This window comes from Peribacillus sp. SIMBA_075 (assembly GCF_046534585.1).
Genome location: NZ_JAWRYN010000011.1, coordinates 57,648 through 83,586 on the forward strand (window position 1 = coordinate 57,648; position 25,939 = coordinate 83,586).

Sequence of the window (25,939 nt, forward strand, 5' to 3'; positions counted from 1 at the left end):
CGATTGCAAGTAACTTTGTAAAAGGGTGCTCAATTGTGAGAATTCATTTAATTTTCTTACAGGAATAGATTATCACATTTCAATAAACTAATCAATATAACGTTATAATGTTTAATTTCACTTTTTTTAAAAAATCATTCATTATTTATCCATTGCAAATCTACTTATATAGAGTGATCAATTAAGGGGATGCCCAATAAGTCTTTAAAATTAAAACGAATTGTCACAAAGTAAATGAATGCCCGCTATTTTTTCCTGAAGAAGATCTTATTTTCAATGCTGTCATTTTATAAACTCAAAAGAAACTCTCAAAAATTAATTGATTATTCAGATAATTAACTACCTAAAAGCAGTGAAGCTATACTGAATTTCACTGCTTTAATACGTATTTTTCAAAAAGACCAAAATGAAAATTAATATAGTGCCTTTCTTTCTATATATAATGGAACCTGTACATGCCAGGAAACTATATTTTATTCTCTATGCGAGAAGTTACGTGTTCGGTCAGTTTTCCCACAATTTGTTTAAGCCGTTCCGTTTCCTCTTCACTTAAGACGCTATAAAAGTCACGAAAGATTTTGGCGAAACACTTATTGATGGAATGATAGGTTTTCCTTCCACTTTCGGTTGATTGGATAAAAACGACCCGCCGATCATCCTCACTGTGTACCCTCTCAATCAATTTCTTCCGTTCGAGCCGGTCAATTAGCGCAGTTCCTGCTGCAGGTTTGATCTTCAAATGATTCGAAACATATTTAACGGCCATGGATTCATTGAAGACTATTAATTGCAATGCCCGATACTGTACTGAGGTTAAATCATATTTAACCAATAACGGTTCCACCAATTCCTGTGAGAGACTGCTTAGTTCTTTGATTTCTATATGTAAATTGTACAATTCACCTGAATGCATGTTTGACAATCCTTTCTTATTGACAACTATCCATCTAAAACTATAACATAATTAACGTATCAAAAAATTAACCATACGAATTAAAATGGTTATTGATCTATAAAGAGAGAGAGAGGCTGTACATGTCAGCAGAGCAACGTAAAAAGATCATTATCCTAATGATCAATATGTTTATAGCAATAGGAAGTTTCGGTATCATCATTCCCATTTTACCAGCATATCTTGCCTCCATTAATCAAGGCGGTACCGCCGCTGGCCTAATGATTGCCATTTTCGCAGGTGCACAACTTATCTTTTCACCAATTGCCGGAAAATGGACAGACCAATTTGGGCGCAGAAAAATGATTATTTATGGGTTGGTCGGTTTGACATTATCCATGTTTATTTTTTATGCAGTCAATTCCATTTGGTTATTATATGCTTCGCGTATCATCGGCGGGATCGGTGCCGCATTGCTTATACCGGCAATATTTGCTTATGTAGCTGATATCACCACATTTGATCAGCGCGCTAAGGGCAATAGTTTAGTATCTGCCGCCATGTCCCTAGGTATTGTAGTCGGTCCGGGAATTGGAGGATTTCTAGCTGACTTTGGCTTGAAGTTTCCCTTTTTGATTTCCGCGCTTGTATCCCTGTCGGCAGTGGTATTTTCCATTTTTGTTTTAAAAGAAAGCGAAACGGCACAAGTTACTCAACCCATGGATGCAAAATCTGAAACGATGGTTCGGAAGATTGCCCTATCCGTGAAAATGCCCTATTTCATCCCACTCATCATTACACTTGTAATGAGCTTTGGTTTAATGGCATATGAGTCTGTAATTGGGCTTTATCTTGATAATCAATTCAATTCAAGTCCTAAGGACATCGCCGTAATGGTTACAGCCACAGGTATCGTCAGTGTAATTGTACAATTGTTTGTCGTCGACCGGATTGTACGCCGTTTTGGGGAAGTGAATGTGCTGAATATCTTTATCAGTGTTGCAGCCATCGGTTTCCTCCTATCACTTTTTGCTTCAAGTTACCTGATTTTCTTTTTAATCTCACTTATCATCTTCCTTTCCACCTCCATCTTACGTCCAGTTCTTAACACACTGATTTCCAAGATGGCAGGAAATGAGCAGGGCTTTGCAATGGGTATGAATAATGCGTATATGAGCATCGGAAATGTGCTCGGACCCACACTTGCCGGAATGATGTATGATGTGCACATTACCTATCCGTTCATGTTGGGCCTTTTCCTCTTATTCATCACTTTGATGATCACTATGGCTTGGCAAAAGCGATCTCTTCATGCAAAGGCATTATCCTAGACCTGAAGAAGGTACTATCAATTTTATTCATTTAACAAAAACCCCGGGTAGCTGCCGCTATTCGGGGTTTTTGTTATGATTTTTATATCCTTAATAGATATTCACGAGTATTTGCTTCGAATTCACGAGTAAATGCACGAATCTCACGAGTATTTGCTCCAATTTCACGAGTAAATGCACGAATCTCACGAGTAACGCTTCAATCTCTTGAGTATTTGCTCCAATTTCGTGCGTAAACAGCTCAAAATCTTCTGGAAAGCTCGAATTCACGAGTATATGCGATATATATAGGTTTGATTTCCCTAATAAACCAGGAAATCAGGCATTTGACCATAATAAAAAGCGGCCTTTTTCCGCTTGGAAGGGAATTAGGCCGCTTTTTATCCCGTTCTTCTCATTTCATATTGTTATAAGGGGCAAATGGATTTCATTTAATAAAAACCGCTTTCTTCCCCTTACTGCTTTCGAAAGCCGCATCAATGATTTTAATGACCGATAGCCCCTCCTGAGCAGTGACTGGAGCTTTTTTCCCGTTCAATATACTATCGGCAACTGCCTGGTAATACGTTAAATAAGAACCATGCAGAGTTTCAATGGTTTCATGTGTCTCATTTTCACCTTCAACGGTAACCAGCTTGCCATAAAACTCAGGATCATCTGAACCCCAAGAGCCATCCACCGGTTTTTTCCCCTCACTCAACGCCGCCTCTTGGCAATCAAGACCGTACTTGATAAATGATCCTTTACTTCCATGCACTTGAAACCGCGGTCCATTAACCGGTACGATCGAGCCTGAATGCAATATCACTCTCAGCTTTTCATATCCTAATATCACATGGAAATAATCATCCGTTTGGGCATTCTCTTTTTGCGAAAATACATCTGCCCAAACGAATTGCGGCAATCCAAACAAATATAAGGCTTGATCGATCAGATGTGATCCTAAATCAAATAGCATACCTGTTCCTGGCCCTGGTTTTTCCCTCCATCTATCCCTGACCACCGGCCTGAATCGATCATAATGGACCTGGTATGTATTGATTTCCCCAAGCACTCCATCATCAATAAGTTTTTTAACCGTCAAAAAGTCATTATCCCATCTCCGGTTATGATAGACGCTTAATAGCAGATTCTTTTCCTCGGCAATCTTAATGAGCTCCTCTGCCTCCCAAGCTTCCACTACCATCGGCTTTTCCAGGATGACATGCTTCCCGGCTAACAAGCTTTGCTTGGCCATTTCATAATGTAAACCACTCGGTGTTGTAATAACAGCCAAATCGATGGACGCATCTTCAAGAATATCCTCTAAGCTGCTTACCACCTCTACATCCTTCAAATCTTTTTGGACTTTTTCCTTTTTGGAGCTGACTACTTTCGTTATTTGAAATTCCCCTAAAACACTTAGTAATGGCGCATGAAATGTAGCCCCTGACAATCCATACCCAACTATACCGACTTTAATTTTCCTCATTCGTTCCCTCTCGCTTTCTTGTTCCTCTGATACAATCATAAAACTGATTTTATGCTTTATTTTTCATCATTTGTCCGGATATGTTTCTCTCAAAAACTTTACAGACTGATTAATCAATTCTTTCAAAACATTAATTTCGATATCTGCCACTTTATTGATGTATACACATCCTTTTCCGGTGGTGTGTTTTCCAAATGTCTGTAACAATTCTACCCTTCTTTTGTCGCCCGGAGTAAAATATAGACTGAATTTTGCTTTACGAGGTGAAAAGCCAACTAGAGGGGCATCACCTTCGTGACCAGATTCATATTTATAATGATAGGTACCGAAACCAATGATGCTCGGTCCCCACATCTTTGCCTCAAAACCTGTCGTTTCGGTAAAAATATCTAATAATTTATATGCGTCTTCACGTTTTTTTAGATTATCGACTTTCTCAATGAACTCAGTGACACTGCTGTCAGTTTCTTTGGTTTTTGGTTTATACATGACCGGAACCTCTCCTATACTAGTAAAAATTCAAAAGATTTCCTTTGCCAAAAACTTAATACCCTAGACGATCGTGTTTTTAGCGGTGACGTGTATGTATGCAGCTAAAACATTAATTTCCGATGAAATCCTAACCATTCAATTGCATGACGGACGAGCTTCATTACTAATTCTCCAAGCCTCATGGCAAATCCTTTAATACAATACCCTTAATATATTATAGAACATCGATTCGTTTTATTCTAATTTAAGGGCAAAGTGTATAAAGGTATATTTACTATATTAGGAATCGATTAAATGAAAATCGATTTATTGGTACGTTTAATACGGTACTTTTTCATAAAAATCTCTACGATCAGAAAAGATGAGAAGGAACAATACTGACCGTAGATTAGAGTAAATCAATAGTTGCATGAAAGAAGGGAATTGGAGAGCAAAATAACAGTTTAACCGGTTCCCTATTGCCGTCGGATCTTTTCAATTTCATCGGCTATGAATTGCACCTGTGTCCCTACGATGACTTGAATGCTTTGGGGACCAACGATATTAATTCCTGCAACCCCTGTTGATTTGATTTTATTCTGATCGACAGCTCCCATATTCTCCACTTCAACTCTTAAACGGGTAACGCAGTTATCTACAGTTGTTACGTTAGCGTCTCCGCCCAGCCCCTCATAAATTGCAGAGGCCATCCCAAAGAATTTACTCTGATTAGACCCGTCTAGACTGCTATCTGCTTGTGCATTCGCTCCTCCACCATCAAGCTCATCTTCTGTATCATCTTCTCTTCCGGGAGTCATTAAATTAAACCTTATTATCAAGAAGCGGAATAAGAAATAGTAGATAACGGCGAAAACCAGTCCTTGAAGAAGGAGCATATAAGGTTCATTTGCCAATGGCAATCTTGAACTTAAAACAAAGTCAATGAATCCTGCACTAAAACCAAACCCTGCTGTCCATTGGAAGGTCGCAGCTATAGCTAACGAAATTCCGGTTAATAAAGCATGCACCACAAAAAGGGCAGGTGCGACAAACATGAAAGCAAATTCCAATGGTTCAGTAACACCTGTAAAAAACGAAGCGAAACCTGCAGCGAGCATTAATGATGCCACTTGTTTTTTCTTATGGGATTTTGCCGTATGGTACATGGCAAGAGCCGCAGCTGGCAACCCGAACATCATGACGGGAAAGAATCCTGCTTGGTACATGCCTGTGGTTCCTTTTATTCCTGTTCCAGCCCAGAAATTGCCGATATCATTAAGCCCTATTACATCGAACCAGAAAACGGAGTTTAACGCATGATGTAAACCTGTTGGTATCAGCAGCCTATTGAAGAATCCATAGAGTCCTGCTCCAGCAGGACCCATTTCACTTATTCCTTCTCCAAATATAACTAACCAGGAGTAGATGAGTGGCCATACGAAGAATAATATAAGGGAAACCAGTAACATGGCAACAGCAGTAAGGATGGGGACAAGTCGTTTACCGCTAAAGAAAGCGAGTGCATCCGGCAGCTCGACCTTACTGAACCGATTATACATAACTGCAGCTACAAGTCCTGAGAGAATTCCGACAAATGCATTTTCTATTTTCTCAAATGCTGGATTTACATCTTTTGCATCAATTCCCTGCAGCATCGCTACCGAGTCCGTGGAAAGCAATGTCGTTATGACCAGATAGGCTACCAGCCCGCTCAAAGCAGCGGCCCCATCTTTTCCTTTCGACATCCCCAACGCTACCCCTACAGCAAACAAGATAGCCATATTGTCAATGATCGAAGAACCTGCTTTTATTAAGAAAGCTGCTAACGGACTTCCGGCTCCCCATCCTGCTGGATCTATCCAATAACCGATCCCCATTAAAATGGCGGCTGCCGGCAATACGGCTACTGGCAGCATCAAGGAACGTCCAATTTTTTGAAGATATTTTTTCATGCGCTTTCCTCCTGACAATTACTGATTTAGGGCAAACCCTATATTCTATTAGACAACGGTTCCTTCCATTTTAGAACTTGATTTCATTTATAAATTTGACTATATTCAGGAATAAAGTCTTAGCGATTTACTCCTCCATCGAAAGTTTATAAAAAAAGAAAAGTCCAACCGGACTTTTCTTTCACTTTTATTTATAGAGCAAGTAATTTTTGCGAACCTTTTTAAAAGCATCCTGCTCTACTTGATATTCTTTCATGATTTCATCTACTGATGAACCTTCTTCAATCCTTGACTTTACCCAGCCATTGCCAATCAATAGGTTGAAATTGTTCGCTGCAAGGAATTCGAAATCATCTGGGTATAGATCATGGATGGTCTTGATGATATGAAGTCCAGTAGGAACAGCCTTGAATTCCGCTCTATCCGTTACATAAATTTCGACTCCATGGCTGAGTTTACCCGCATGCTTTGAAAACGTAGGGGTAAAAGAGGCGGCCCTGAATTTTACGCCAGGTAACCGTAATGCATTTAACTTCCCAGCAAGTTCATCGCTGTTTATATAGGGAGCACCAATCAGTTCGAATGGTTTAGTCGTCCCTCTGCCTTCCGAGACATTCGTTCCTTCGATCAATCCTGTAGCGGGGTATACGAATGATGTGGATACGGTCGGCATGTTCGGTGACGGCAAGACAAAAGGAAGCCCAGTATCGTCATAATCCATATCTCGTTTCCAGCCTCTCATCTTGATGACCTTTAGATGGGCTCCAATTTTAAACTCCTTATTGAACAAAGTCGCGAGTTCACCAACTGTCATCCCATGTTTAAGAGGAATTGGGTACATACCAACAAACGATGAGAATTCTGGTTCAAGTACAGGTCCATCTACCGATTCCCCTCCTTGTGGGTTCGGCCGATCCAGCACGATAATGGGAATATCATTTTCTCTTGCTGCTTCCATTGCATAAGCCATCGTGTAGATATAAGTGTAATAGCGTGTTCCGACATCCTGGATATCAAAGACAAGGACCTCAACATCTTTTAACATTTCAGGTGTCGGTTTTTTCGTTTTACCATATAAGCTATAGACGGGCAAACCTGTTTTTTCATCAATATAATATTCAACACTAGCACCAGCTTGCGCATCTCCGCGCACTCCATGTTCGGGACCAAATAACGCAGTCAAATTAATATCCGGATCGTCATGTAGTAGATCGACAATGCTGGTTAATTTAGAATCGATGCCAGTTGGATTCGTAATTAGCCCCACTTTCTTTCCTCTTAACACGTTCTTTTCTTCTTTTAAAAGGACTTCAATTCCGGGACTGACCTTTTGATTTTTCTTCTCCTTAACAGCCGTTACACTTTTTGAGGAAACGATGCCGAAAGCAAACAGGCAAATGGTAAATAATATAATCATTCGTTTCAAATTATTTCCCCCTCTATTTTTTAATGGGTTTTTTTGATTTAATATCTAATCCATATCCAAGTTTATAAAGGCTTTCAGAGGGTTTAGTCACTGATGGTATATCGACCGGCAAAGTTCCTTTAGGTTTTGATCCTCCAAAAATCGTCGAAATGCCTGCCGGAATATTTGGCTGTCTATAACGCCCATTCGAATACCCTTTAAATCCGTAAACAGCAAGCACCGCTTTCGCTTCTTCAAAATTTGCAACATCATAAGGGTTTCTTAAACTCATTAAAACAAATTCTTTATCTTGCTTCTTAGCATGATTCATGACCGCTCTTGGGAAGGCTGTTGCCCACTTCGAAGAATCTTGAACGCTATCATCGATCACTCCATCATTGACAGCCGGATCGTTTTTGACAATATAGGAACCAGTAATGACAAAGTCTGATTCATCAATAAGTCTAGCCACTTCATCTGTAAATGACTTTTCCGAAAAACTTATACCCGTTATTTGGACTTTCTTTATTTTCTTTTTATCAGCTAATTCGCGGATGCTCCTTGACATTGATTCAACTTGATCATCAAAAGGAGCAAGCACCAAAACTTTTTCATTTTTCTTAGGTTTGAAAGGCATAGTTCTGCCTTCATTTTTTAATAGTGTGATGGCATCTTCCGCAATTTCCGTTTCTTTTTTCAGATGATCTTCATTCCCGACCACTTGAAGTGCGGTTTTGATCTTTTTATCGATTGGAGTTTTATCAGGGTTTAAAATCCCTCTTTTCACTTTTAGTTCAAGTATCCTCGTTACAGATTGATTGACTTGAGCTATAGGAATTTCGCCGCTTTCCACTGCTGCCTTCACTGCATTGAATACAGTGGTTATATTCTTTTCCATTTGGAGCGAATTTACTTGTGCAGGCATCAATGCAATATCAACACCTGATTTCAGGGCAAGGACCACAGCTTCTTCCTGTCCGAAGTTGTCCGCGATGGCTTTCATATTCAAAGCATCTGTAACCACAACACCGTCAAAGCCCATTTCTCCACGTAAAAGTTCTGTAATGACCTTATGTGACAATGTTGCAGGAACCATAATTTCTTGACCGTCTTTTTTACTGATATACGTAGTGTTGTCGAATGCAGGGAATTGAACATGTGCAGTCATCATCATATCCACTCCAGCATCGATGGCCTTTTGGAAAGGAACCAACTCGATGGAACGCAAGCGCTCTTTATCATGAGAGACAAGAGGGAGACCATAATGACTATCGACTGCTGTATCTCCGTGGCCAGGGAAATGCTTGGCCGTTGCTATCATGTTCTGGTTTTGCAATCCATTTATCGTTTGAATGCCCAACTTTGATACAAGTTCCGGATCAGAACTGAAGGAGCGAACGCCAATAACTGGATTTCCGGGATTATTATTGACATCGACAGACGGCCCAAAATTGACATTTATGCCAAGTGACGACAGTTCCCTCCCGATGATTTCTCCAGTTTGGTAAGCGTAATTCTCATTTCTGGTTGCACCAAGCGCCATATTACCTGGAAGGTTCGTTCCGGTTTGAAGGCGGGTTACGATTCCACCTTCCTGATCAATCGTTATGAACAGCGGAAGGTCTTGGCTTGCCATCTGCAAACCATCCGTGAGCCGAACCGTTTGTTCGGTGTCGACTACATTCTCAGCGAACAAAATCACACCGCCTAGATGATATTTTTTAATGATGCTTGCAATTTCTGAGTTCATTTCAATAAACCCTGTGGCCTTCACTTCTTCTTGTTTTTTCCAATTACGAAAATCCGGCATGAGCATTTGGCCGACTTTTTCATCAACTGTCATGTTTTCAACGATTTTCTGAACATCCGGTGCTGAATTTTCGTTCTCTAATCCCGTTGCAGCCGCATTCCCTCCCAGAATGGATATAACCAAGAATAATGCGATTCCAGCTGGGACACATATCCTTATTATCATTTAGGCTTCCTCCCTTGTTTACCTTTAAGTTCTTGTAGTAACACTTCCATATCCAGTACCATGAAAGGGGTAAATGAATGGAAATGATCTAAATAGATCCTATAAAGAAATCAAGGCAGCATCCGGAATCCCATCAGCCGCCTCTTTAACAAGTCTTCATGTAATAAATCCGTTTATCCCAGTATCATAGATCGTTCGATCTCACTTTCCCTTCACTCAACAGTTCTATGGATTGACCAGGTTTTAGAAGGGAAAGCAAGGGAATATCTTCAACTATTACTCGCCCTATCACATTGACTCTATGATCAGCCTCCAGGTCTCTCCTGCAAATTTGAATCTCTCCCCGATACCTTCCGTAAGCATCATTGTCCATCGTTATGGATCCAAGGCTGCGTGTAACTGTATTACTCGGCACGATATTTGCTGAGACGCGGGTATTTTGCAGCCGGAAAACATCTTGAGAAACATCTGGCCTTAATTTATACTGACCGCCTTGCAAAAGTTGGGATTCCATTCTAATAGAAAGAATATTGAGATTTTTATAGACAGTTAGATTCTCAAGCAAATTATTCTCGGTTCCTTGATCTCCTACGTAAACTCCGTCCACATGCTGAAATAGCTCAACACCGGCAGCGTAAGGATTCATTAACCTGTGTTTTTCAAGCGTCGGAAGGCCATCATGAAGAGGACCGCGTTTACTTCCAGCACCCGGGATGAAAGCAAAGATCGGTATACCGTATTTCTTGAATATTCGATTTTGTTCATGAAAGAATTCTTCCTCAAGGCCCGTTTCACGCCTTGGATAAAAGTTATGCCAAGCTATCAAACTTTCCGGTTCTACGCCGCTCCCGAGTATGGCTAGAAGTTCATCTTCATTTAACGTACTTGCATTCAGTGAGAGGGAAAACACCTTGGATAAAGATGTAACAGTTTCTCGATCAAACCCATCATCAAGTCGAATACCTTTAATACCCAATTGCCTTAAATCCGTAAATCTGCCAATCCCTAAATGATCAAGAGTGTTTAATGACACATCCGCATGGATTTCCATTCCATAGGACTCTGAAAGCTTTAAAAGCCTGATCATCCTCTTTACGAGGTCACCCTTTTCTTCAGGAATATGAAGCGAGGTAAAGGCCCTTTTCACTCCTAGGTTAGCAGCATGGTTGATTTGTGCTTCTGCAAGTGGGTCCTGTAGATAAAAAGAGATTCCGATCATTTGAATTCAACAGCCATTTCATCATTAAATCCAAACAAATACGTAAAAATAAATCCTGCTATATAGGAAATGAACAACCCAGCCAAGAATAGACCGATTTGATTTGGATGCACTAAAAAGGTAAGCGGCAGTCCAGAAACACCAATGGACGACGTCGCAATTCCGAATTGTGCTTGGAATGCCCCGCCTACTCCAGCACCTAAACAGGCAGTTAAGAAAGGCCGGCCCAGTGGCAGAGTCACTCCAAATATAAGGGGTTCGCCGATACCAAGCATCCCTGAAGGAAGGCCTCCGCCGATTGCCCTCTTTAAACTCGCTTTCTTCGTTTTCATATAGATGGCAAATGCCGCCCCAACTTGGCCTGCACCACCCATTGCCAAAATGGGAAGCAGCGGATCATCCCCGATAGAATTGATCAATTCTAGATGGACAGGCGTTAAACCTTGATGTAAACCAGTAATGACTAGGGGCAGGAAGGCCGCACCAAGCACGAATCCAGCCACAACACCGCCGAAGTCCAACACATTCAATAACCCTGTCGTAATGGCATCCGATAAAAACCCTCCTACCGGCATAAAAACAATGTAAGTGACAATCCCAGTAATGAGTAAAGCGATGGTTGGCGTCAAAATGATATCAAGTGATTGAGGAATGAATTTCCTGACCTGTTTTTCCACCAAGGCTATGAAAATAGCGGCAAAGAGAACTCCTATCAACCCACCGCGGCCAGGGAGCAAATTTTCACCGAACAGGGAAATGTCGCCGACAGCCGGATTGATGACCAAGATACCCGCCAACGCACCAAGTGCAGGGGATCCGCCGTATTCCTTGGCGGCATTGGTCCCAACCAAAATCCCCAGGTAGGCAAACAAACCAGATCCAATAACGGTTAATATGATGGCTAATTGCGATTCTGCTGCAAGCCACCCCGCTTGAACGGTCGCTTTTGTTATACCGGTAATCAAACCGGATGCCACTAAGGCGGGAATTAAAGGGATGAAAATACTTGCAATCCTGCGTAAAAAAAGTTTAAAAGGTTTTGCATTTTTTCTATCATTCTCTGATTTGTTCTTCGATGCCACCTCTTTTAAGTTCAAACCGCCGTAAGATTCCAAAAGCTTTTCAAATTCTGTATGAACCTTGTTAACCACGCCTGGCCCAAGGACGATTTGTATCGTTTCCTCTTCAATGACGCCCAGAACACCTTCCGTATTTTTTATTTCTTCCATGTTTACTTTTAAACGATCGATTGGCAATACCCTTAGTCTGGTCATACAATGTGCAGCATCGGCAACATTTGATGCCCCGCCTAATTTCCCCAATAACTCTTCTGCCAAACTGGCGTACTTATCCCCCTTACCCATTTAAAAGCCCCCTTTGTCAAATCTCGTAATATTCATTTATAACGATCCGTCATCGACTTGATTGCAGACTTGGTATTATCAATATATTGGACAGTCTCTTCATATTGCTCTGAAGCCATCCCCAAAAACAAAATATCAATCATATATAACTGCGCCAATCTTGATGATGTCGCTGCACTCCTAAATGGTGCTTCATTCGAAAAGGATGTATACAGTGTGGCGTCACACAGGGAAGATACCGTTGTTTGGCCAAAATGAGTCAGCCCGATCGTTTTGACACCACGTTCTTTAGCAAGCTTCAGTATATTGACAACTTCAGGTGTTTCCCCGGAGAATGAAATGGCAAAAACGATGTCATTTTCATCAGCATTTGCAATCAGGGTTGCAACTAAATGCATATCCGTAAAAGCCGTTGCCCCTTTATTGATGCGAAGTAATTTTTGCTGAGCGTCTGCAGCAACTATATTCGAGGCACCCACTCCGCAAAAGTGGACAGTTTTAGCGTTCAGCATCAACGTTATCGCCTGTTTCAGAGTGTCGTGATCGATTATTTCAGATGTGTCTCGAATGGACTGAATTGAATTACTCGTTGTTTTTTCAACAATCCGATACAGTGATTCTGAGGGCTCGATATCCCTGTAGCCCTGTTCAACAGTCTTCATCAAATCTCCGGCAATCCTTATTTTCAAATCTTGAAACCCTTTTATTCCGAGCGATTTACACAACCTAATAACAGCAGCCCCGCTTGTTTGAGCAGAAGTACTCAATTCCTGTACAGTGCTGTTCACAACTTCATGAGGATTCTGAAGAATATATTCTGCTAGTTTTTGTTCTGATTGCGGGAGCTTGCTCAACATCGTCTGTATGATGGATAATCCTCCTGTAGCCATTGCTTCCCTCCTTAATCTTCATGGATCGAAATGGCTTTTCTGACATCTCCACCCGCTTTTTCTAGTAACTCCATTGCTTTATCATAATCTGTTGACGTTTTTATCATGACTATCGCTGGTTTAACTTGATTATTTGCTTTTTCAAGCATATTCAAAGCATGATCATAGTCAGCATTTGTTAAAGTTTCTATGATGCTAATTGCACGATCCTTCAGTTTTTGATTACTGACATTTACATCAACCATCAGATTTTCATAGACTTTTCCCAACCGGATCATGGTAGCCGTTGAGATCATATTGAGGACCATTTTCTGTGCGGTTGCCGCTTTCATTCTTGTGGAACCTGTTAAGACTTCCGGTCCGACCACCACTTCAATCCCTATATCAGCTGCTTCTGTGATGCTCGCGTTTTTATTGCATGATAATGCCACCGCTTTAGCCCCAACCTTTCTTGCATAACGTAAAGCGCCTTTCACATATGGGGTACGGCCGCTTGCCGCAATGCCAATAACCGTATCATTTGCTGTTAGATCCACGTCGATTAAATCACATTCCCCAAACTCTTCTTTATCCTCCGCTCCTTCGATGGCTCGAACGAACGCCTTTTCCCCTCCTGCGATTATGCCAAGCACCCTATCAGGTGGTGTGCTGAATGTCGGTGGACATTCCACGGCATCCAGCACACCGAGTCTTCCACTCGTTCCTGCACCGATGTATACGAGTCTCCCACCTTTTTTTAATGATTCTAAAGCCCATTCAACTACCGTTTTTATTTCTGGCAAAACCTCCTGGACCGCTGCTGCCACTTTTAAATCTTCCTTATTGATTGCTGAAATGATTTCCATCGTATTTACACTATCGATATTCATCGTATCTTCGTTCCGTAATTCAGTCGTTAATGAACGCAGATGTTCTTCCATAGACAATTGAATCCTCCTATTATCAATTACTTAAATATAATTTCATTATTCAATAGATAATAATGAAATTATATTTCATATTATATTCAATGATAGCGTTTTCATTACTTAGATACAAGATATTTTTGTGATGTTTTTTAGTAAGCATTCATTTATTTCCTAAAAAACCATTGCCATTGCACATTATCCGGAATCCATGAAAATTTCATTACTCTGGATATAATCGTGGATATATAGCCTATTAATGTGCCGTAATTCCCTCATAGGATCCTTCTTTTTTGTCCTGACTTTTTCTACAATTAAAAACGTGTACTGTTCCCCAAATTTGGGAACGGTACACTCAAAGTAATATAACAAAATGCTAAACTAGGATATTTCGCCGGACCCGGGACACCTCCATCCCTTGACCCAGTTAACGGATGGGGGCAACTTTCCCGAATTCTACTGCGCCTACGACAATTGTTGGTGCAAATCCTCCATTTTCATCAATCGACGAATTATAATCGACACAGCCTTGCTTTTCCCAATATGGAAGAACGGCTTTCATCCAGCCTTTACCCTATTGAGAATAAGTTGGTAACGCGGCATTTTTCTTGCCGAAAATATTCCAAGCCTATGTTGTAAAAGGTTCGATATACCCTTTATAATTCCGGTAATCCGAACGGTTACTGTATTTTCCGCTCTCGGTCACTGCCGGTTCACTATAATACTCTTTTGGAATGCCCGTGATCCATTTAATTGCTGAATTGGAATCGTTATACTACCTAGATTCAATCGAAATTAAAATTCAAAATTGAATTATTTATGGCTCGAGTAAGATTTTTAAGGTCGTAATACAAGGATTTAAAAATGACTCAATAAGTCATTTTTGACTTAAGAAGGTAACCACAGAATGAAGTCAATATACATGGTGATGACCGGGGTATTTTCTTGACCGATATAACTGTTGCATATCAACTACTTACTGTCCATTTGTTGTTACAATATAAAACGGGATGCCGATTATAATCAGCATCCCGTTTTTAAAAATGATTCACTGCTCAATGGCAGAGTCATCTTCCAATGATATTTTCCACATTTCTTTCGCTTTTCCACTAACCGTTTCATCAAAAACAAAAGATCCATTCGTGTAACGATCATGATTTTTTAATGAAGCGGCATGGATGGTTTCAATGCTTCCCTTTTCAGAAAGAATGAATAGACTGTCGGTTTTGTTAATGGTATCAAATCCAATGACCCTATGAGGATTTGATTTCAATTCCCTCAAGACCACGACACCCCGTTTTGCCCGGCTCGTTTTTTCAAACTCGGTTAATTTCATTTTCTTGATGGCTCCGCGCTGGGTAACTATAAAGATCGATTCTTTACTATCCTTGGCTAAAACCTTTCCGCCAATGACATAGTCATCTTCCTTCAAATTAATCCCTTTGACTCCTGCTGCCCGGACACCGACAATACTTACTTCTTCTTCATCAAACCATAAACCATAGCCGTTATGAGTGACTAGGAAAAGGTCTGCCTGTCCATCGGTATGATGGACATCGACCAGTTCATCTTCACCTTTTAAATTGACACCAACCAACGGTTTTGAATGTCTCTGTGCTTTATAAGAAGCTATTTCAGTCTTTTTAACCATACCATTTTTCGTGATGAACACTAAGAATTGCGGCAGGGTAAAATCTTTGATCGGAATCGCTTTTATGATTTGTTCTTCTCTGTCAATCGGAATGATGTTCGCGATATGCTGACCTGTTTCCTTCCATCGAATGTCAGGAAGCTGATGAACCGGACAATAGAGGTAGTTCCCTTTGGATGTGAAAAGCAACAGGACATCTGTTGTATTCATCTCCAGCCTCTGGAGCAGGCGATCGGAATCCTTCATACCAAAATCAAGACCGCCTGAAGCTGCAAATGACCGTAATGACGTCCGTTTAACATACCCTTCTTTCGTCACTGTCACCATCACGTCTTCACTCGCAATCAAGACTTCAAGATTAATTTTGATTTCTTCAATTTCTTTTTCTATTTTGGAACGCCGTCCGTCATCAAAGCCCTTTTTAATGAATCGAAGTTCTTTTTTTATTACTTGAAGAAGGACTTTTTCACTGCCGAGAATCTTGGTCAATTCCTCAATTTTGTTCTTCAATTCCGCTGCCTCTGCTTCAAGTGCCGTAATATCAGTATTTGTCAGCCTATATAACTGTAAGGAAACAATGGCTTCAGCTTGCGCTTCTGTAAAAGCGAATTTAGCAATGAGGTTATCTTTGGCATTCCGTTTATCTTTTGACGCACGGATGACAGAGATGACTTCATCTAATATGGACAAAGCCTTCACTAAACCATCTACGATATGTGCCCTGTCATGTGCTTTTTGCAACTCATAACGGGAACGATTCACAATTACCTCTTTACGGTGATCGATATACGCATCAAGCATTTTTGGCAGGCTCATCAATGTCGGCCGTTTTTTATAAATCGCGACCATATTAAAATTGTAAGCAATTTGAAGATCGGAATTTTTATATAAATAATGCAGGACTCCATTTGCATCCGCTTCTTTTTTCAATTCAATGACGATACGCAGTCCTGTACGGTCCGTTTCATCCCTTACTTCAGCGATGCCTTCAACTTTCCGGTCAAGACGGAACTCATCCATTTTCTTAACAAGGTTCGCTTTATTGACTTCATATGGGATTTCAGTGATGACGATTTGCTGTTTGCCGCCGCGAATCGTTTCCACTTCCGCCAAGCCGCGAATGATGATTTTCCCTTTACCTGTTTCATAGGCTTTACGAATGCCTTCAATTCCTTGAATGATACCGCCTGTAGGGAAATCCGGCCCCTTAATGACCGTCATTAAATCAGCGACTGTCGCTTCAGGCTTATCGATTCGCATAATGGCTGCATCAATGACTTCACCTATTTGATGTGGTGGTATTTCCGTTGCGTAGCCGGCAGATATTCCTGTGGATCCGTTTACAAGCAAGTTAGGGAACATTGCTGGCAATACAATGGGTTCTTCCGAAGTATCATCGAAGTTCGGTACAAAATCTACAGTCCTTTTTTCAATATCACGTAACATCTCTGAGGCGATCGATGAAAGCCTGGCTTCAGTATACCGCATCGCAGCAGGCGGATCGCCATCAATACTACCATTGTTTCCGTGCATTTGAACCATGACTTTCCGAAGCTTCCAGTCTTGGCTCATCCGGACCATCGCCTCATAAACAGATGAATCTCCATGGGGGTGATAGTTACCAATTACATTACCGACTGTTTTTGCTGATTTCCTAAATCCTTTTTCCTGTGTATTTCCTTCTACATGCATCGCATACAATATCCTGCGCTGTACCGGTTTTAATCCGTCCCTTGCATCTGGCAGTGCCCGATCTTGGATAATATATTTACTGTATCGCCCGAAGCGGTCTCCGATTACCTCTTCAAGCGGCAAATCTCTAAACGTTTCTTCAAATGCCATCGTTAATGACCTCCTCTTCAATCGACATATTTTCATTATCTAAAATATTCGATTCTTCTTCGAGACCAAAAGCGACATTGGCTTCAATCCATTTACGGCGCGGTTCAACCTTGTCCCCCATTAACGTTGTCACACGTCTTTCTGCACGGGCACCATCGTCGATCTTCACGCGTATCAATGTCCTGGTTTCCGGGTTCATGGTAGTATCCCATAATTGATCGGCATTCATTTCACCCAGCCCTTTATAGCGCTGAATCATATAGCCTTTCCCTACCTTGTCTATCGCTCCCTGAAGTTCCTCATCACTCCAAGCATATTCAATGATTTCTTTCTTTCCGGTCCCTTTACTCACTTTATATAAAGGAGGCAAGGCAATGTAAACCTTTCCTGACTCTATCAATGGCTTCATATAGCGGTAAAAGAATGTTAACAGAAGCACTTGGATATGGGCCCCATCCGTATCGGCATCAGTCATGATGATCACTTTATCATAGTTGGTGTCCGGCGTATTGAACTCTGCCCCGACCCCTGCCCCGATAGCGTGGATGATCGTATTTATTTCCTCGTTTTTAAAAATGTCCGCTAGTTTGGCCTTTTCCGTATTGATAACTTTACCACGTAATGGCAGTACCGCTTGGAAACGGCGATCACGACCTTGCTTTGCGGAACCTCCTGCAGAGTCCCCTTCTACAAGATACAGTTCATTCCGTTCAGGATTTTTAGATTGAGCTGGCGTTAATTTTCCAGAAAGGATGGCATCGGATTTTTTCCGTTTCTTCCCGCTTCTTGCATCTTCACGCGCTTTGCGTGCTGCTTCCCGGGCCTGGAAAGCTTTAATCGATTTTTTGACCAACAGGGTACTCGTGGTCGGATCTTCTTCAAAAAAGTAGGCTAAGTGCTCTGACACGATGGAATCGACTGCAGAACGGGCTTCACTGGTTCCAAGCTTGCTCTTGGTCTGTCCTTCGAATTGAAGAAGTTCTTCTGGGATACGTACAGAAATTATTGAAGACAATCCTTCGCGTATATCGGTACCTTCGAGGTTTTTATCTTTTTCCTTCAATAGCCCCATTTTTCTGGCATAATCATTAAATGCCCTCGTCATGGCCGTCTTTGCGCCAATCTCATGGGTGCCGCCGTCTTTTGTTCGAACATTATTTACAAAGCTTAAAATATTTTCTGAATAACCATCGTTGAATTGAAAGGCCAGATCGACTTCAATCCCATTCTGTTCCCCTTCCAGACTGACAACACTATGAAGGGTTTCTTTTTCTTCATTCAAGTAATCCACAAAAGCTTCTATTCCATTTTCATAGTGAAAAGTTTCTTGCTGGTCGTTACGTTCATCCGTCAATTCAATTTTCATGCCTTTTAGAAGAAATGCCGATTCACGGAGACGTTCACAAAGGATATCATAATTAAAAGTTGTCACCGAAAATATTTTCGGATCGGGCTTGAAGTGGATTTTGGTACCAGCTTGATTGGTTTTACCGATTTTCTCAAGAGTCGTTTCTGGCTTTCCGCCATTGAAAAACCGTTGTTCGTAAATGAACCCGTCCCTTTTGATTGTCACGACAAGCCATTCAGACAACGCATTGACGACCGAGGCACCTACTCCATGAAGGCCTCCGCTCGTTTTATATCCGCCCTGTCCAAATTTACCGCCAGCATGAAGAATAGTCAAAATGACTTCAGGCGTAGGTTTACCCAATTTATGCATACCGGTAGGCATTCCACGCCCCTTATCTGACACACTTACACTGTTATCTTTATGTATTTTCACACTAATTTGGTCTCCATATCCAGCCAAAGCCTCATCTACGGAGTTATCTACAATCTCGTACACTAAATGATGAAGTCCGCGTGCATCAGTACTGCCGATATACATACCGGGACGTTTTCTGACCGCTTCGAGTCCTTCCAGTACCTGAATTGCATCATCATTGTACTCGATTGTTTTTACTTTCTTTGCCACAGAAATTCCCCTTTCCTTACTAAACACAATTTCCGGGCCAAATCATACTGCAATGAAATGACTCACTAGCTTTAACAAATTAATTCATACGTTAATATCATATTAAAAGTATAATACTTTTACGAACAAAGAACAAGTGTTCTATTTTTTCGTCCCTTTTATTAGCGTTAGCACCCTTGGTTGGATCTTTTCACTTTGTTGAAACGTGTCATAGCTACCGTTCTAATTGTAGCGGTAATTTTTCATTTGGCAAATATACTTTTACTTTTTTAATCAAATTATTCTTAAATTGCATGGATATGCCGCCCGTTCTCAACCTCCGCCATGGCTAGCATTATTGATTTTTACACTGCTAAACATTGCGATTCCTTTAAAAAAGAGCGGAAGTTCCGCTCTTTTCACTCTACTTAGTAAGGGCGTGTTCTACTTTTATGCATCGATCCATGATGACAGTATAACCTTTTTCTTTCAAAAAATTATAGGCTTCCCCGTTTTCTACCCCTAGCTGCGCCCAAAAGATATCAGCATCGATTTCTGCAAATTCTTTGGCAATCCCGGGAAGGAATTCTGAACGGCGAAAAATATTTACGATATCGACGTGCCCTTCAATATCTTTAAGTGACTTTACTGCCTTGACACCCAGCACTTCAGATACAGCTGGGTTTACAGGGATGATTTCATACCCGCTATCCTGCATGGCCTTCGATACCATATAAGAAGTACGCTCGGGGTTATTTGATAAACCAACAACAGCGATGCGCTTCGATTTTTTTAACATCTGACCCATTTCTTCTCTACTTGGATTTTGTATCATTCTTATCAATCCCCTTTATCATAAAATGTAATAATTGCTTAAAAAGTATTCCTTAACAAAGATATTTCACAGAGTAAAGCTGAGTATTACCATTATTAAGAAAAACCATTATACAAGAAAGAATAGGTTTCGAAAAGGTGTGCACCACTTATGTTCATACAGGCTACCGCGTATTGTATCATTATACACAATTAGGTACTCTTCATTATATTTACGAAAAAAAGAAAACATAAACCTTTTGCCCTTCATGAACTTAAACGTATATCAAAAGACGGATGTTCATCAAGGAAAATTCATTTTTCAATGGATTTTTTTTGGACATCCGTACCATTTTGTCACGAAAATGTTACAATAAGAGAAGCATATCAGGTATTTTTAGGTTGTTTTTTAGCTATTCCTTCAGTTTATTTCCGAAAAAGGGAAAAAACAGCCTCTTAATCGTGATAAAAATAAGAAGATTTTTCTATAAAGAAAGGGTCATACAATGCTTACATTCATCACTATACTGTCTGCCTACTTGATTGGTTCGATTCCTTCCGGTTTAATTATCGGTAAAACCTTTTACAAAATCGACATTAGGGAGCATGGCAGTAAAAATCTGGGTGGGACAAATACCTTCCGGACACTAGGTGTCAAGGCAGGGCTTACCGTTACTACCATGGATATACTAAAGGGAACTCTAGCAACTTTTCTCCCGTTATTGCTAGGCGTGGAAATGAATTTATTGCTAGCTGGCTTATTTGCCGTCATTGGGCATATGTTTCCCATTTTCGCAAACTTTCGGGGCGGGAAAGCTGTGGCAACTTCTGCCGGTGTCATTCTTGCTTATGAACCATTACTTTTTGTCATTGCCGTCATCATATTCTTCATTACCTTATACATATCCAAATATGTCTCGCTTTCTTCGATGATTGCTTGTCTTCTTGCTCTTATATACAGTTTAGTGTTTCATACAAATGATTTGGCCCTTATTATTGTAATCGGTATATTAACGATTTTCATTTTTTACCGGCATCGGGCGAACATTAAACGAATTATCGATAAAACTGAGCCCAAAGTCAAATGGCTGTAAGAGAAATTCTTGAGGATATTTAAATGGGAAAAAGCCCGTCCGGCGCACGGGCTTTTTTCCATTCTATAATTCATTTGATGTTTGCACGATTGCATCCATTTCAGCTATCGACTTTGTCTGTTCAGCAAGTTTCCTGAGCTCATTCGAAACAGCCGCAAATCCATTACCATGTTCGCCTGCATGCGCTGCCTCGATGGCTTTAGTTCAATGATAGTAAATTTGTCTTGGTTTAATATAACGGTTTTCATCAACATTTTTCATGAAAATAACAAGGTTACCTGAAGTTTCACCTGTTCACTGCTTACATCCAATATACCCTCTGTCTCTTTTGCTTTTTGAAACCAGATTGCTTTTTTCGGCTTCAATTTATGAAAATCCCCATTTTCCCACTCCCCCTGATCTTGTAAATCACGATAAGACGAATCTAAGATATTCCATCAAATCATACGGGCTTTATATCCATTCAATTGAAAATATACAGTTCATTCGAACCATAAAAAACCCAATTCTGCCTTCGATCCAATTCTATTGTCAAGGTATAAGGTACTGGAATTTTTCTTCATTAACTTCCCATCAAAAGAATAGTATGGATTTTGTTTGATGGAGAAATGGTCAAGTAAGGATTGAATAATTGGAGAACAGAGGCTAAACTGGAATTAGCTAATAAAAATTGATTGGAGAAAGCGCCATGAAGCCATTGCAAATATCACCGGAAACCGCAATAAAGTTATCCAAGTCCCTTAACTTGCCTTTAGAGCAAATCATGCATATGCCTACACCCGTCTTGCTGAGAAAGCTTGCCGAGGCTGAAGCACAAGAAAATACAAAATAGCTGCAGGAATCTGCAGCTATTTTTGTGTGCGTTCATATAGGTGTGAAACGACCTTACGGATTACCCTTGAAAGGCGTTCAATTCTTCCAATTGATCTTGAAACTGAGCAATACCCAACTTCGTCGCATAATAATTTTTCCTTTTCGTTCCTTATGTCCTGCCAGTAACTATTTACATACTCTTTCTCCTCCAGTCTTTTTAAAGCTGGATATAAAACATGCTTTCTTTATAATGTAAATAACCATCACTTAACTGTTTGAGCTGTTCGATCATCTCATACCCTTACATTTTCTTTTGAGCCAATAATGAAAGCAACACCATTTCTGTACTCCATTTTAACAGCTCTGTTTTCCGCAATCAGCTGCCCCCTCTATATAAGGAAATTAATTAGATGGCATTTCACTTTTATCATCCAAATATATACTTTCCAGAATATTTGTCACCCATTAAATATACAAAAAAACCGCTTATTGGCGGTTTTTCAATTGGTGAAAGTCATTTAAATTAAATCAGGCAACGGCTTAGGAACAGGCAAATTCCTGTGGCTGTCATCCTGTAATTTATCTTTTAGATAATACTCTATGTTGGAAACAACTTCATTTGCCTCCATAACCCTTTGATATGGCTTCCAGGCAAGTTCCCCTTCATCACAGGCAAGAAAGCCCGCCTCCTGCCTCTTCAGCTCTGTAAACATACATTCCCACCCGTTTGATTCCATGTCACAACCCCTCGAAAGGCCATAACCTTTACCTTCACTCCAGTTTCTTCTAGAATTTCGCGTTCCATCGATTCATCGACGGTTTCACCTTGTTCTATTTTCCCGCCTATACCATTGAATTTATGCCTATTCGGATTCCTTTGGCGATAGTCGTTTCCTTTCTTAAATCCACATTATTCGCATCTACTTCATAATTACTTTATACTTAAATAACGAACCTCTAGGAAGGAGAATTAGTATGAAACTGACCATTTCCGATCAAGCAGCTAAGTGGTATATTGATGAGCTGGGGCTTCAAGAAGGCTCTCATTTGCGCTTTTATGTAAGATATGGCGGGCATAGTTCCGTCCAAAGCGGCTTTTCATTAGGTATCATGAAAGAAGAACCTGAAACTGCAGCAGCCATAACAACTATGAATGAGATTAATTTTTATGTAGAAGAAAAAGATTTATGGTACTTTGATGGTCACGATTTACTTATTACTTTTAATGAAAAACTGACTGAACCTGAATTTCACTATGAAAAGAGTGCTTGACAATAAAGCAGCGGTGTAAACTGCTGTTTTTTCTTGTTTCAATCGAGCAGATGCTCTTTAATATTCTCCGCCCTAAGAATTTCCTTTTGCTTGTCCCCTAAAAGATCGAAATGCGAGTAGCCATCCTTCCTGTGATGAATCCACTCTTTTTTAAGCCCGTATTTCTTACCCCACTCCGATAAACGCCGTAAATCTTTGCATCCCACTTTTGTAACCGTCTTGCAACCAGGAAATCGGTCGTCCAGCCAATAATGAGTTAAAAAAGCTATTTGACCTTGATCGATTTTCTGCTTCCAGGTTACTACGTCTGTCCGTTTAATCCCAAAAGCCATTTTTTAATCACCTCAATGATTGTCATTAAACCAATTCATCCTGCTTTTTATTTTTCTCATAGGCCTCATGCCAATCAGGAAACATCCGTTTAATGGATATCGGGCGGAAGGTCTCCTTTTTAACGCAAACGTGAGAAGAATGACCTGTAGCCGCCACTTCATTTCTCTCATTTACGATCTCATATCCATAAATGACCCGTAAGCCGTCATATTTTTCAATCCAGGTTTTAACCTTTACCTTATCACCATATCTAACAGGGGTTTTATACGAAGCCTGAATATCCATAACAGGTGAGAGGATGCCATCCGCTTCCATATCAGCATAATAAAACCCTAAATCATTTATCAATTTTGTCCTGCCTAGTTCCATCCATATAAAATAATTCGCATGGTAAACGACACCCATTTGATCCGTCTCTGCATACCGCACTTCAATTTCGTTTTCAGCTATGAACATTTTGTTTCCCCACTTTCATTTCTATTGCAATAAACATTTTAACATAACAACTGTTCAAATTTCATTTAAGCTGTCTCAACTGTCTGCTTCACTTTATAAAGAAGGGGAGAAAGATTACGCACCTCTTTCTCCCCATTACCTATTTGTTAAATATTATCGTTATTATAACCGCTTTCCCGTGCTTCTTGTTCATCTTGCATTTCTTCCTTCATTCCCTCGATGCTCTTTCTTCTTCGGTCATTTTTGGCCTTAATTGACATTTTTTCCACCTCTGAAGAAAATGATAACGTTTCATTTGCAGCGTTTATGTTTTCTTCTGTATTTTGAATTGCATCCTGAATTTTTTCAACATTATCTAAACGGTTATCCTGGTTGTGTTTATATGAGCCCATTAATTTCACCTCACGTTATTTGTTTACATAATATTATTACGATTATTATCCCCTGGTTACTCGCCTTTAGTTTGAATGACCTGAGCATGTTTGCCGGATTTGTCCTGCATTTTCTTACCGTTATTCCCACCCGCTGCTATCGGTTGTGTCCCTTGATGGCTCGGTCTAAAGTGTTTGGAATCTTTTTTTGGATTACCCATTCTATCGCCTCCTCCTCTTATCATGGATAAAAAAGCGGAAATTCATGAATGCCAGTTTTTGAAAAAGCCATGAAAAAAGAGCCAGCACTTTGAAGGGACCTTCATGGCATTGGCTCTTTTTAAGGAATCTTTTGCAAAATTTATTCAGCCTTTTGCATATGTTTTTTTTCCAGACGTTCCTCAAGTCTTTCCATTTGTTTAACGTCCATCAATAATTCCTTTTTGTTTTCTTTAATTAATTCTTCAAATGTCCTTTTTCTTTTTTTCATGCTTTCACCTACTTATTTTTAATATACTATTCAGCATTGCCTAATTAACGTAAAATTATGACTATATGGTCTTCACTCCATTAATTGTCATAATTATCAGATTTTTAATCTGATAAAAATCCAATTTCTCCACTCTCTATACTTTAACCCTTTTTTCATAAACATTAACTATATTTTTTTAATTTTTTTGATTTTTCCATTAATTTTTGACAACTTTGTTAACAAACAATAAAAACGGAACCTCATAAGGTTCCGTCAGATTTTGTAATGTGTCGTAAATCACTTTAAACTTTATAAGATTGCCCTACTGCATACTATTTATATTTCGTTCCATATCTTTTAATGTCATGGCTGAAATTACCTTATTCCTGATAATGCCTTCTTTGTCGATGAAGTAAGTCGTCGGAATGCTCGAAATCTTATAGCGATCATTCACTGCCTCTTTTGCACTTTGACTGTCAAGCGGTATGGTAAAAGAAATTCCATTATCCTCCACAAATCCTTGTACATCATTTTCAGGGTCAATATTGACTGCTAGTATGACAACATCATCACCCGCTTGTTGTGTGTATTTCTCCATATCCGGCATTTCCTTTTTACAAGGCGGACACCACGTTGCCCAAAAATTCAGCATTACCTTTTTCCCCTTATAATCCGATAATTCAACCTGTTTCCCATCCAAAGTTTTCAGGGTGAAATCCGGTGCTTTAGCTCCAATTTTCACTCCTCTCGGTTCATTATCCATCGCCTGTACGATCGCTATCGTAATAAGTGACAGTAAGACCACCGAAGCAATAATCTTTTTAATCATACTCGTCCCCCTAGTCCCATTACAATAAAAATATTAGTCCATTTCCAGAAATAGAACAACTTCCCTATTCCATCTTAACAATAAAAGGGTATGCGGAAAAGTGCAATTCTATTAAATCATATCATGATCTCTCAATGTTTCATAAACTTGACACAAAAAAAAGC

Annotated in this window: 27 protein-coding genes and 1 pseudogene; 4 read left to right on the forward strand and 24 right to left on the reverse strand. The window is 40.1% G+C overall.

The features are described from left to right. Positions 1–466 precede the first annotated feature (466 nt). On the reverse strand, positions 467–913 hold the full coding sequence (locus SB775_RS10920; RefSeq protein ID WP_410861610.1) for a MarR family winged helix-turn-helix transcriptional regulator: 447 nt from the start codon (positions 911–913) through the stop codon (positions 467–469). 122 nt (positions 914–1,035) lie between these two features. On the opposite strand from SB775_RS10920, the gene SB775_RS10925 reads away from it, so the two are divergent. Beyond that, positions 1,036–2,223, forward strand: coding sequence for an MFS transporter (locus SB775_RS10925; RefSeq protein WP_089364485.1), 1,188 nt, complete (start codon positions 1,036–1,038; stop codon positions 2,221–2,223). Positions 2,224–2,313: 90 nt separating this feature from the next. Here the strand turns inward: SB775_RS10925 and SB775_RS10930 are convergent, their stop codons facing one another. The 14 genes from SB775_RS10930 to SB775_RS10995 all read right to left on the reverse strand — a co-directional run bounded on the left by SB775_RS10930 (position 2,314) and on the right by SB775_RS10995 (position 20,157). Beyond that, complete coding sequence (locus SB775_RS10930) at positions 2,314–2,493, reverse strand: hypothetical protein (RefSeq protein ID WP_410861611.1); 180 nt, start codon at positions 2,491–2,493, stop codon at positions 2,314–2,316. A 157-nt stretch (positions 2,494–2,650) separates the two neighbouring features. Then, positions 2,651–3,694 (reverse strand): oxidoreductase, encoded by a 1,044-nt coding sequence (locus SB775_RS10935; protein ID WP_410861612.1) that lies wholly within the window; start codon positions 3,692–3,694, stop codon positions 2,651–2,653. A gap of 66 nt (positions 3,695–3,760) precedes the next feature. Next, positions 3,761–4,183 carry a DUF1801 domain-containing protein gene (locus SB775_RS10940; protein ID WP_410861613.1) on the reverse strand — a complete coding sequence of 141 codons (423 nt, stop codon included), beginning with the start codon at positions 4,181–4,183 and terminating at the stop codon, positions 3,761–3,763. A gap of 458 nt (positions 4,184–4,641) precedes the next feature. Further along, complete coding sequence (gene nagE / locus SB775_RS10945) at positions 4,642–6,117, reverse strand: N-acetylglucosamine-specific PTS transporter subunit IIBC (RefSeq protein WP_410861614.1); 1,476 nt, start codon at positions 6,115–6,117, stop codon at positions 4,642–4,644. Positions 6,118–6,304: 187 nt separating this feature from the next. Beyond that, entirely contained in the window at positions 6,305–7,543 is a 1,239-nt protein-coding gene (locus SB775_RS10950) for an exo-beta-N-acetylmuramidase NamZ family protein (protein ID WP_410861615.1), read from the reverse strand. Between the two features lie 13 nt (positions 7,544–7,556). Then, positions 7,557–9,497, reverse strand: coding sequence for a glycoside hydrolase family 3 protein (locus SB775_RS10955; protein ID WP_410861616.1), 1,941 nt, complete (start codon positions 9,495–9,497; stop codon positions 7,557–7,559). 184 nt (positions 9,498–9,681) lie between these two features. Then, positions 9,682–10,716 carry a MupG family TIM beta-alpha barrel fold protein gene (locus tag SB775_RS10960; RefSeq protein ID WP_410861617.1) on the reverse strand — a complete coding sequence of 345 codons (1,035 nt, stop codon included), beginning with the start codon at positions 10,714–10,716 and terminating at the stop codon, positions 9,682–9,684. Further along, positions 10,713–12,080 carry a PTS transporter subunit EIIC gene (locus SB775_RS10965; RefSeq protein ID WP_410861618.1) on the reverse strand — a complete coding sequence of 456 codons (1,368 nt, stop codon included), beginning with the start codon at positions 12,078–12,080 and terminating at the stop codon, positions 10,713–10,715. The genes SB775_RS10960 and SB775_RS10965 overlap by 4 nt, the downstream gene beginning before the upstream one ends. A 32-nt stretch (positions 12,081–12,112) precedes the next feature. Continuing rightward, complete coding sequence (locus SB775_RS10970; protein WP_061462994.1) at positions 12,113–12,970, reverse strand: MurR/RpiR family transcriptional regulator; 858 nt, start codon at positions 12,968–12,970, stop codon at positions 12,113–12,115. A gap of 11 nt (positions 12,971–12,981) precedes the next feature. Further along, complete coding sequence (gene murQ / locus SB775_RS10975) at positions 12,982–13,896, reverse strand: N-acetylmuramic acid 6-phosphate etherase (RefSeq protein ID WP_410861619.1); 915 nt, start codon at positions 13,894–13,896, stop codon at positions 12,982–12,984. 406 nt (positions 13,897–14,302) lie between these two features. Further along, the gene (locus SB775_RS10980; protein ID WP_410861620.1) at positions 14,303–14,437 is read right to left on the reverse strand and encodes a hypothetical protein; all 135 of its coding nucleotides are present in this window, start codon (positions 14,435–14,437) and stop codon (positions 14,303–14,305) included. 486 nt (positions 14,438–14,923) lie between these two features. Beyond that, positions 14,924–17,368 (reverse strand): DNA topoisomerase IV subunit A, encoded by a 2,445-nt coding sequence (gene parC, locus SB775_RS10985; protein ID WP_410861621.1) that lies wholly within the window; start codon positions 17,366–17,368, stop codon positions 14,924–14,926. Then, positions 17,358–19,343, reverse strand: coding sequence for a DNA topoisomerase IV subunit B (gene parE / locus SB775_RS10990; protein WP_089363049.1), 1,986 nt, complete (start codon positions 19,341–19,343; stop codon positions 17,358–17,360). Before parE ends, parC begins: the two co-directional genes overlap by 11 nt. Positions 19,344–19,746: 403 nt before the next feature. Then, complete coding sequence (locus tag SB775_RS10995) at positions 19,747–20,157, reverse strand: CoA-binding protein (protein ID WP_089363050.1); 411 nt, start codon at positions 20,155–20,157, stop codon at positions 19,747–19,749. A gap of 484 nt (positions 20,158–20,641) precedes the next feature. Between SB775_RS10995 and plsY the strand changes: the two genes are divergently transcribed. After that, positions 20,642–21,229, forward strand: coding sequence for a glycerol-3-phosphate 1-O-acyltransferase PlsY (plsY, locus tag SB775_RS11000; protein ID WP_061462989.1), 588 nt, complete (start codon positions 20,642–20,644; stop codon positions 21,227–21,229). Positions 21,230–21,292: 63 nt separating this feature from the next. On the opposite strand, the gene SB775_RS11005 is transcribed toward plsY, so the two are convergent. After that, positions 21,293–21,424, reverse strand: coding sequence for a methyl-accepting chemotaxis protein (locus SB775_RS11005; RefSeq protein ID WP_410861658.1), 132 nt, complete (start codon positions 21,422–21,424; stop codon positions 21,293–21,295). Between the two features lie 493 nt (positions 21,425–21,917). Here SB775_RS11005 and SB775_RS11010 point away from each other — a divergent pair, with 493 nt between their 5' ends. Then, positions 21,918–22,061 (forward strand): YycC family protein, encoded by a 144-nt coding sequence (locus SB775_RS11010; RefSeq protein WP_410861622.1) that lies wholly within the window; start codon positions 21,918–21,920, stop codon positions 22,059–22,061. Positions 22,062–22,560: 499 nt separating this feature from the next. Here SB775_RS11010 and SB775_RS11015 read toward each other — a convergent pair whose 3' ends face one another. Continuing rightward, the gene (locus SB775_RS11015; protein ID WP_410861623.1) at positions 22,561–22,755 is read right to left on the reverse strand and encodes a hypothetical protein; all 195 of its coding nucleotides are present in this window, start codon (positions 22,753–22,755) and stop codon (positions 22,561–22,563) included. Then, a pseudogene (locus SB775_RS11020) lies at positions 22,740–22,907 on the reverse strand (NUDIX domain-containing protein); the annotation flags it as partial. The gene SB775_RS11015 and the pseudogene SB775_RS11020, both read right to left, overlap by 16 nt. A gap of 110 nt (positions 22,908–23,017) precedes the next feature. Here SB775_RS11020 and SB775_RS11025 point away from each other — a divergent pair. Beyond that, the gene (locus SB775_RS11025; RefSeq protein ID WP_318684963.1) at positions 23,018–23,314 is read left to right on the forward strand and encodes a HesB/YadR/YfhF family protein; all 297 of its coding nucleotides are present in this window, start codon (positions 23,018–23,020) and stop codon (positions 23,312–23,314) included. Between the two features lie 38 nt (positions 23,315–23,352). On the opposite strand, the gene SB775_RS11030 is transcribed toward SB775_RS11025, so the two are convergent. From SB775_RS11030 to SB775_RS11055, 6 genes are all read right to left on the reverse strand, one after another. Further along, entirely contained in the window at positions 23,353–23,646 is a 294-nt protein-coding gene (locus tag SB775_RS11030) for a hypothetical protein (protein ID WP_410861624.1), read from the reverse strand. Between the two features lie 25 nt (positions 23,647–23,671). Continuing rightward, complete coding sequence (locus SB775_RS11035) at positions 23,672–24,103, reverse strand: acyl-CoA thioesterase (protein ID WP_410861625.1); 432 nt, start codon at positions 24,101–24,103, stop codon at positions 23,672–23,674. Positions 24,104–24,249: 146 nt separating this feature from the next. Further along, a complete protein-coding gene (gene tlp, locus SB775_RS11040; protein ID WP_061462984.1) occupies positions 24,250–24,495 on the reverse strand; it encodes a small acid-soluble spore protein Tlp in 246 nt (81 codons plus the stop codon). 56 nt (positions 24,496–24,551) lie between these two features. Continuing rightward, on the reverse strand, positions 24,552–24,695 hold the full coding sequence (locus tag SB775_RS11045; protein WP_048678620.1) for an acid-soluble spore protein N: 144 nt from the start codon (positions 24,693–24,695) through the stop codon (positions 24,552–24,554). Between the two features lie 140 nt (positions 24,696–24,835). Continuing rightward, positions 24,836–24,964, reverse strand: a complete 129-nt coding sequence (locus SB775_RS11050; protein WP_081108788.1) for an FbpB family small basic protein — start codon at positions 24,962–24,964, stop codon at positions 24,836–24,838. Between the two features lie 304 nt (positions 24,965–25,268). Continuing rightward, positions 25,269–25,775 (reverse strand): redoxin domain-containing protein, encoded by a 507-nt coding sequence (locus SB775_RS11055; protein ID WP_410861626.1) that lies wholly within the window; start codon positions 25,773–25,775, stop codon positions 25,269–25,271. Between the last annotated feature and the right edge of the window lie 164 nt (positions 25,776–25,939).

Bases quoted from the DNA above. Each gene is read 5' to 3' on its own strand.
- SB775_RS10970 (WP_061462994.1), bottom strand. From the start codon at position 12,970: ATGGCTACAGGAGGATTATCCATCATACAGACGATGTTGAGCAAGCTC.
- SB775_RS10960 (WP_410861617.1), bottom strand. From the start codon at position 10,716: ATGATCGGAATCTCTTTTTATCTACAGGACCCACTTGCAGAAGCACAA.
- nagE (WP_410861614.1), bottom strand. From the start codon at position 6,117: ATGAAAAAATATCTTCAAAAAATTGGACGTTCCTTGATGCTGCCAGTA.
- SB775_RS11035 (WP_410861625.1), bottom strand. From the start codon at position 24,103: ATGTTCATAGCTGAAAACGAAATTGAAGTGCGGTATGCAGAGACGGAT.
- SB775_RS10965 (WP_410861618.1), bottom strand. From the start codon at position 12,080: ATGGGTAAGGGGGATAAGTACGCCAGTTTGGCAGAAGAGTTATTGGGG.
- SB775_RS10955 (WP_410861616.1), bottom strand. From the start codon at position 9,497: ATGATAATAAGGATATGTGTCCCAGCTGGAATCGCATTATTCTTGGTT.
- SB775_RS11010 (WP_410861622.1), top strand. From the start codon at position 21,918: ATGAAGCCATTGCAAATATCACCGGAAACCGCAATAAAGTTATCCAAG.
- tlp (WP_061462984.1), bottom strand. From the start codon at position 24,495: ATGGGCTCATATAAACACAACCAGGATAACCGTTTAGATAATGTTGAA.
- SB775_RS10980 (WP_410861620.1), bottom strand. From the start codon at position 14,437: ATGAAAGCCGTTCTTCCATATTGGGAAAAGCAAGGCTGTGTCGATTAT.
- SB775_RS10995 (WP_089363050.1), bottom strand. From the start codon at position 20,157: ATGATACAAAATCCAAGTAGAGAAGAAATGGGTCAGATGTTAAAAAAA.
- SB775_RS11050 (WP_081108788.1), bottom strand. From the start codon at position 24,964: ATGAAAAAAAGAAAAAGGACATTTGAAGAATTAATTAAAGAAAACAAA.
- SB775_RS10935 (WP_410861612.1), bottom strand. From the start codon at position 3,694: ATGAGGAAAATTAAAGTCGGTATAGTTGGGTATGGATTGTCAGGGGCT.
- SB775_RS11030 (WP_410861624.1), bottom strand. From the start codon at position 23,646: ATGGCTTTTGGGATTAAACGGACAGACGTAGTAACCTGGAAGCAGAAA.
- SB775_RS10920 (WP_410861610.1), bottom strand. From the start codon at position 913: ATGCATTCAGGTGAATTGTACAATTTACATATAGAAATCAAAGAACTA.
- SB775_RS11015 (WP_410861623.1), bottom strand. From the start codon at position 22,755: ATGTTTACAGAGCTGAAGAGGCAGGAGGCGGGCTTTCTTGCCTGTGAT.
- SB775_RS10940 (WP_410861613.1), bottom strand. From the start codon at position 4,183: ATGTATAAACCAAAAACCAAAGAAACTGACAGCAGTGTCACTGAGTTC.
- parC (WP_410861621.1), bottom strand. From the start codon at position 17,368: ATGGCATTTGAAGAAACGTTTAGAGATTTGCCGCTTGAAGAGGTAATC.
- SB775_RS10925 (WP_089364485.1), top strand. From the start codon at position 1,036: ATGTCAGCAGAGCAACGTAAAAAGATCATTATCCTAATGATCAATATG.
- SB775_RS11045 (WP_048678620.1), bottom strand. From the start codon at position 24,695: ATGGGTAATCCAAAAAAAGATTCCAAACACTTTAGACCGAGCCATCAA.
- SB775_RS11055 (WP_410861626.1), bottom strand. From the start codon at position 25,775: ATGATTAAAAAGATTATTGCTTCGGTGGTCTTACTGTCACTTATTACG.
- SB775_RS11025 (WP_318684963.1), top strand. From the start codon at position 23,018: ATGAAACTGACCATTTCCGATCAAGCAGCTAAGTGGTATATTGATGAG.
- plsY (WP_061462989.1), top strand. From the start codon at position 20,642: ATGCTTACATTCATCACTATACTGTCTGCCTACTTGATTGGTTCGATT.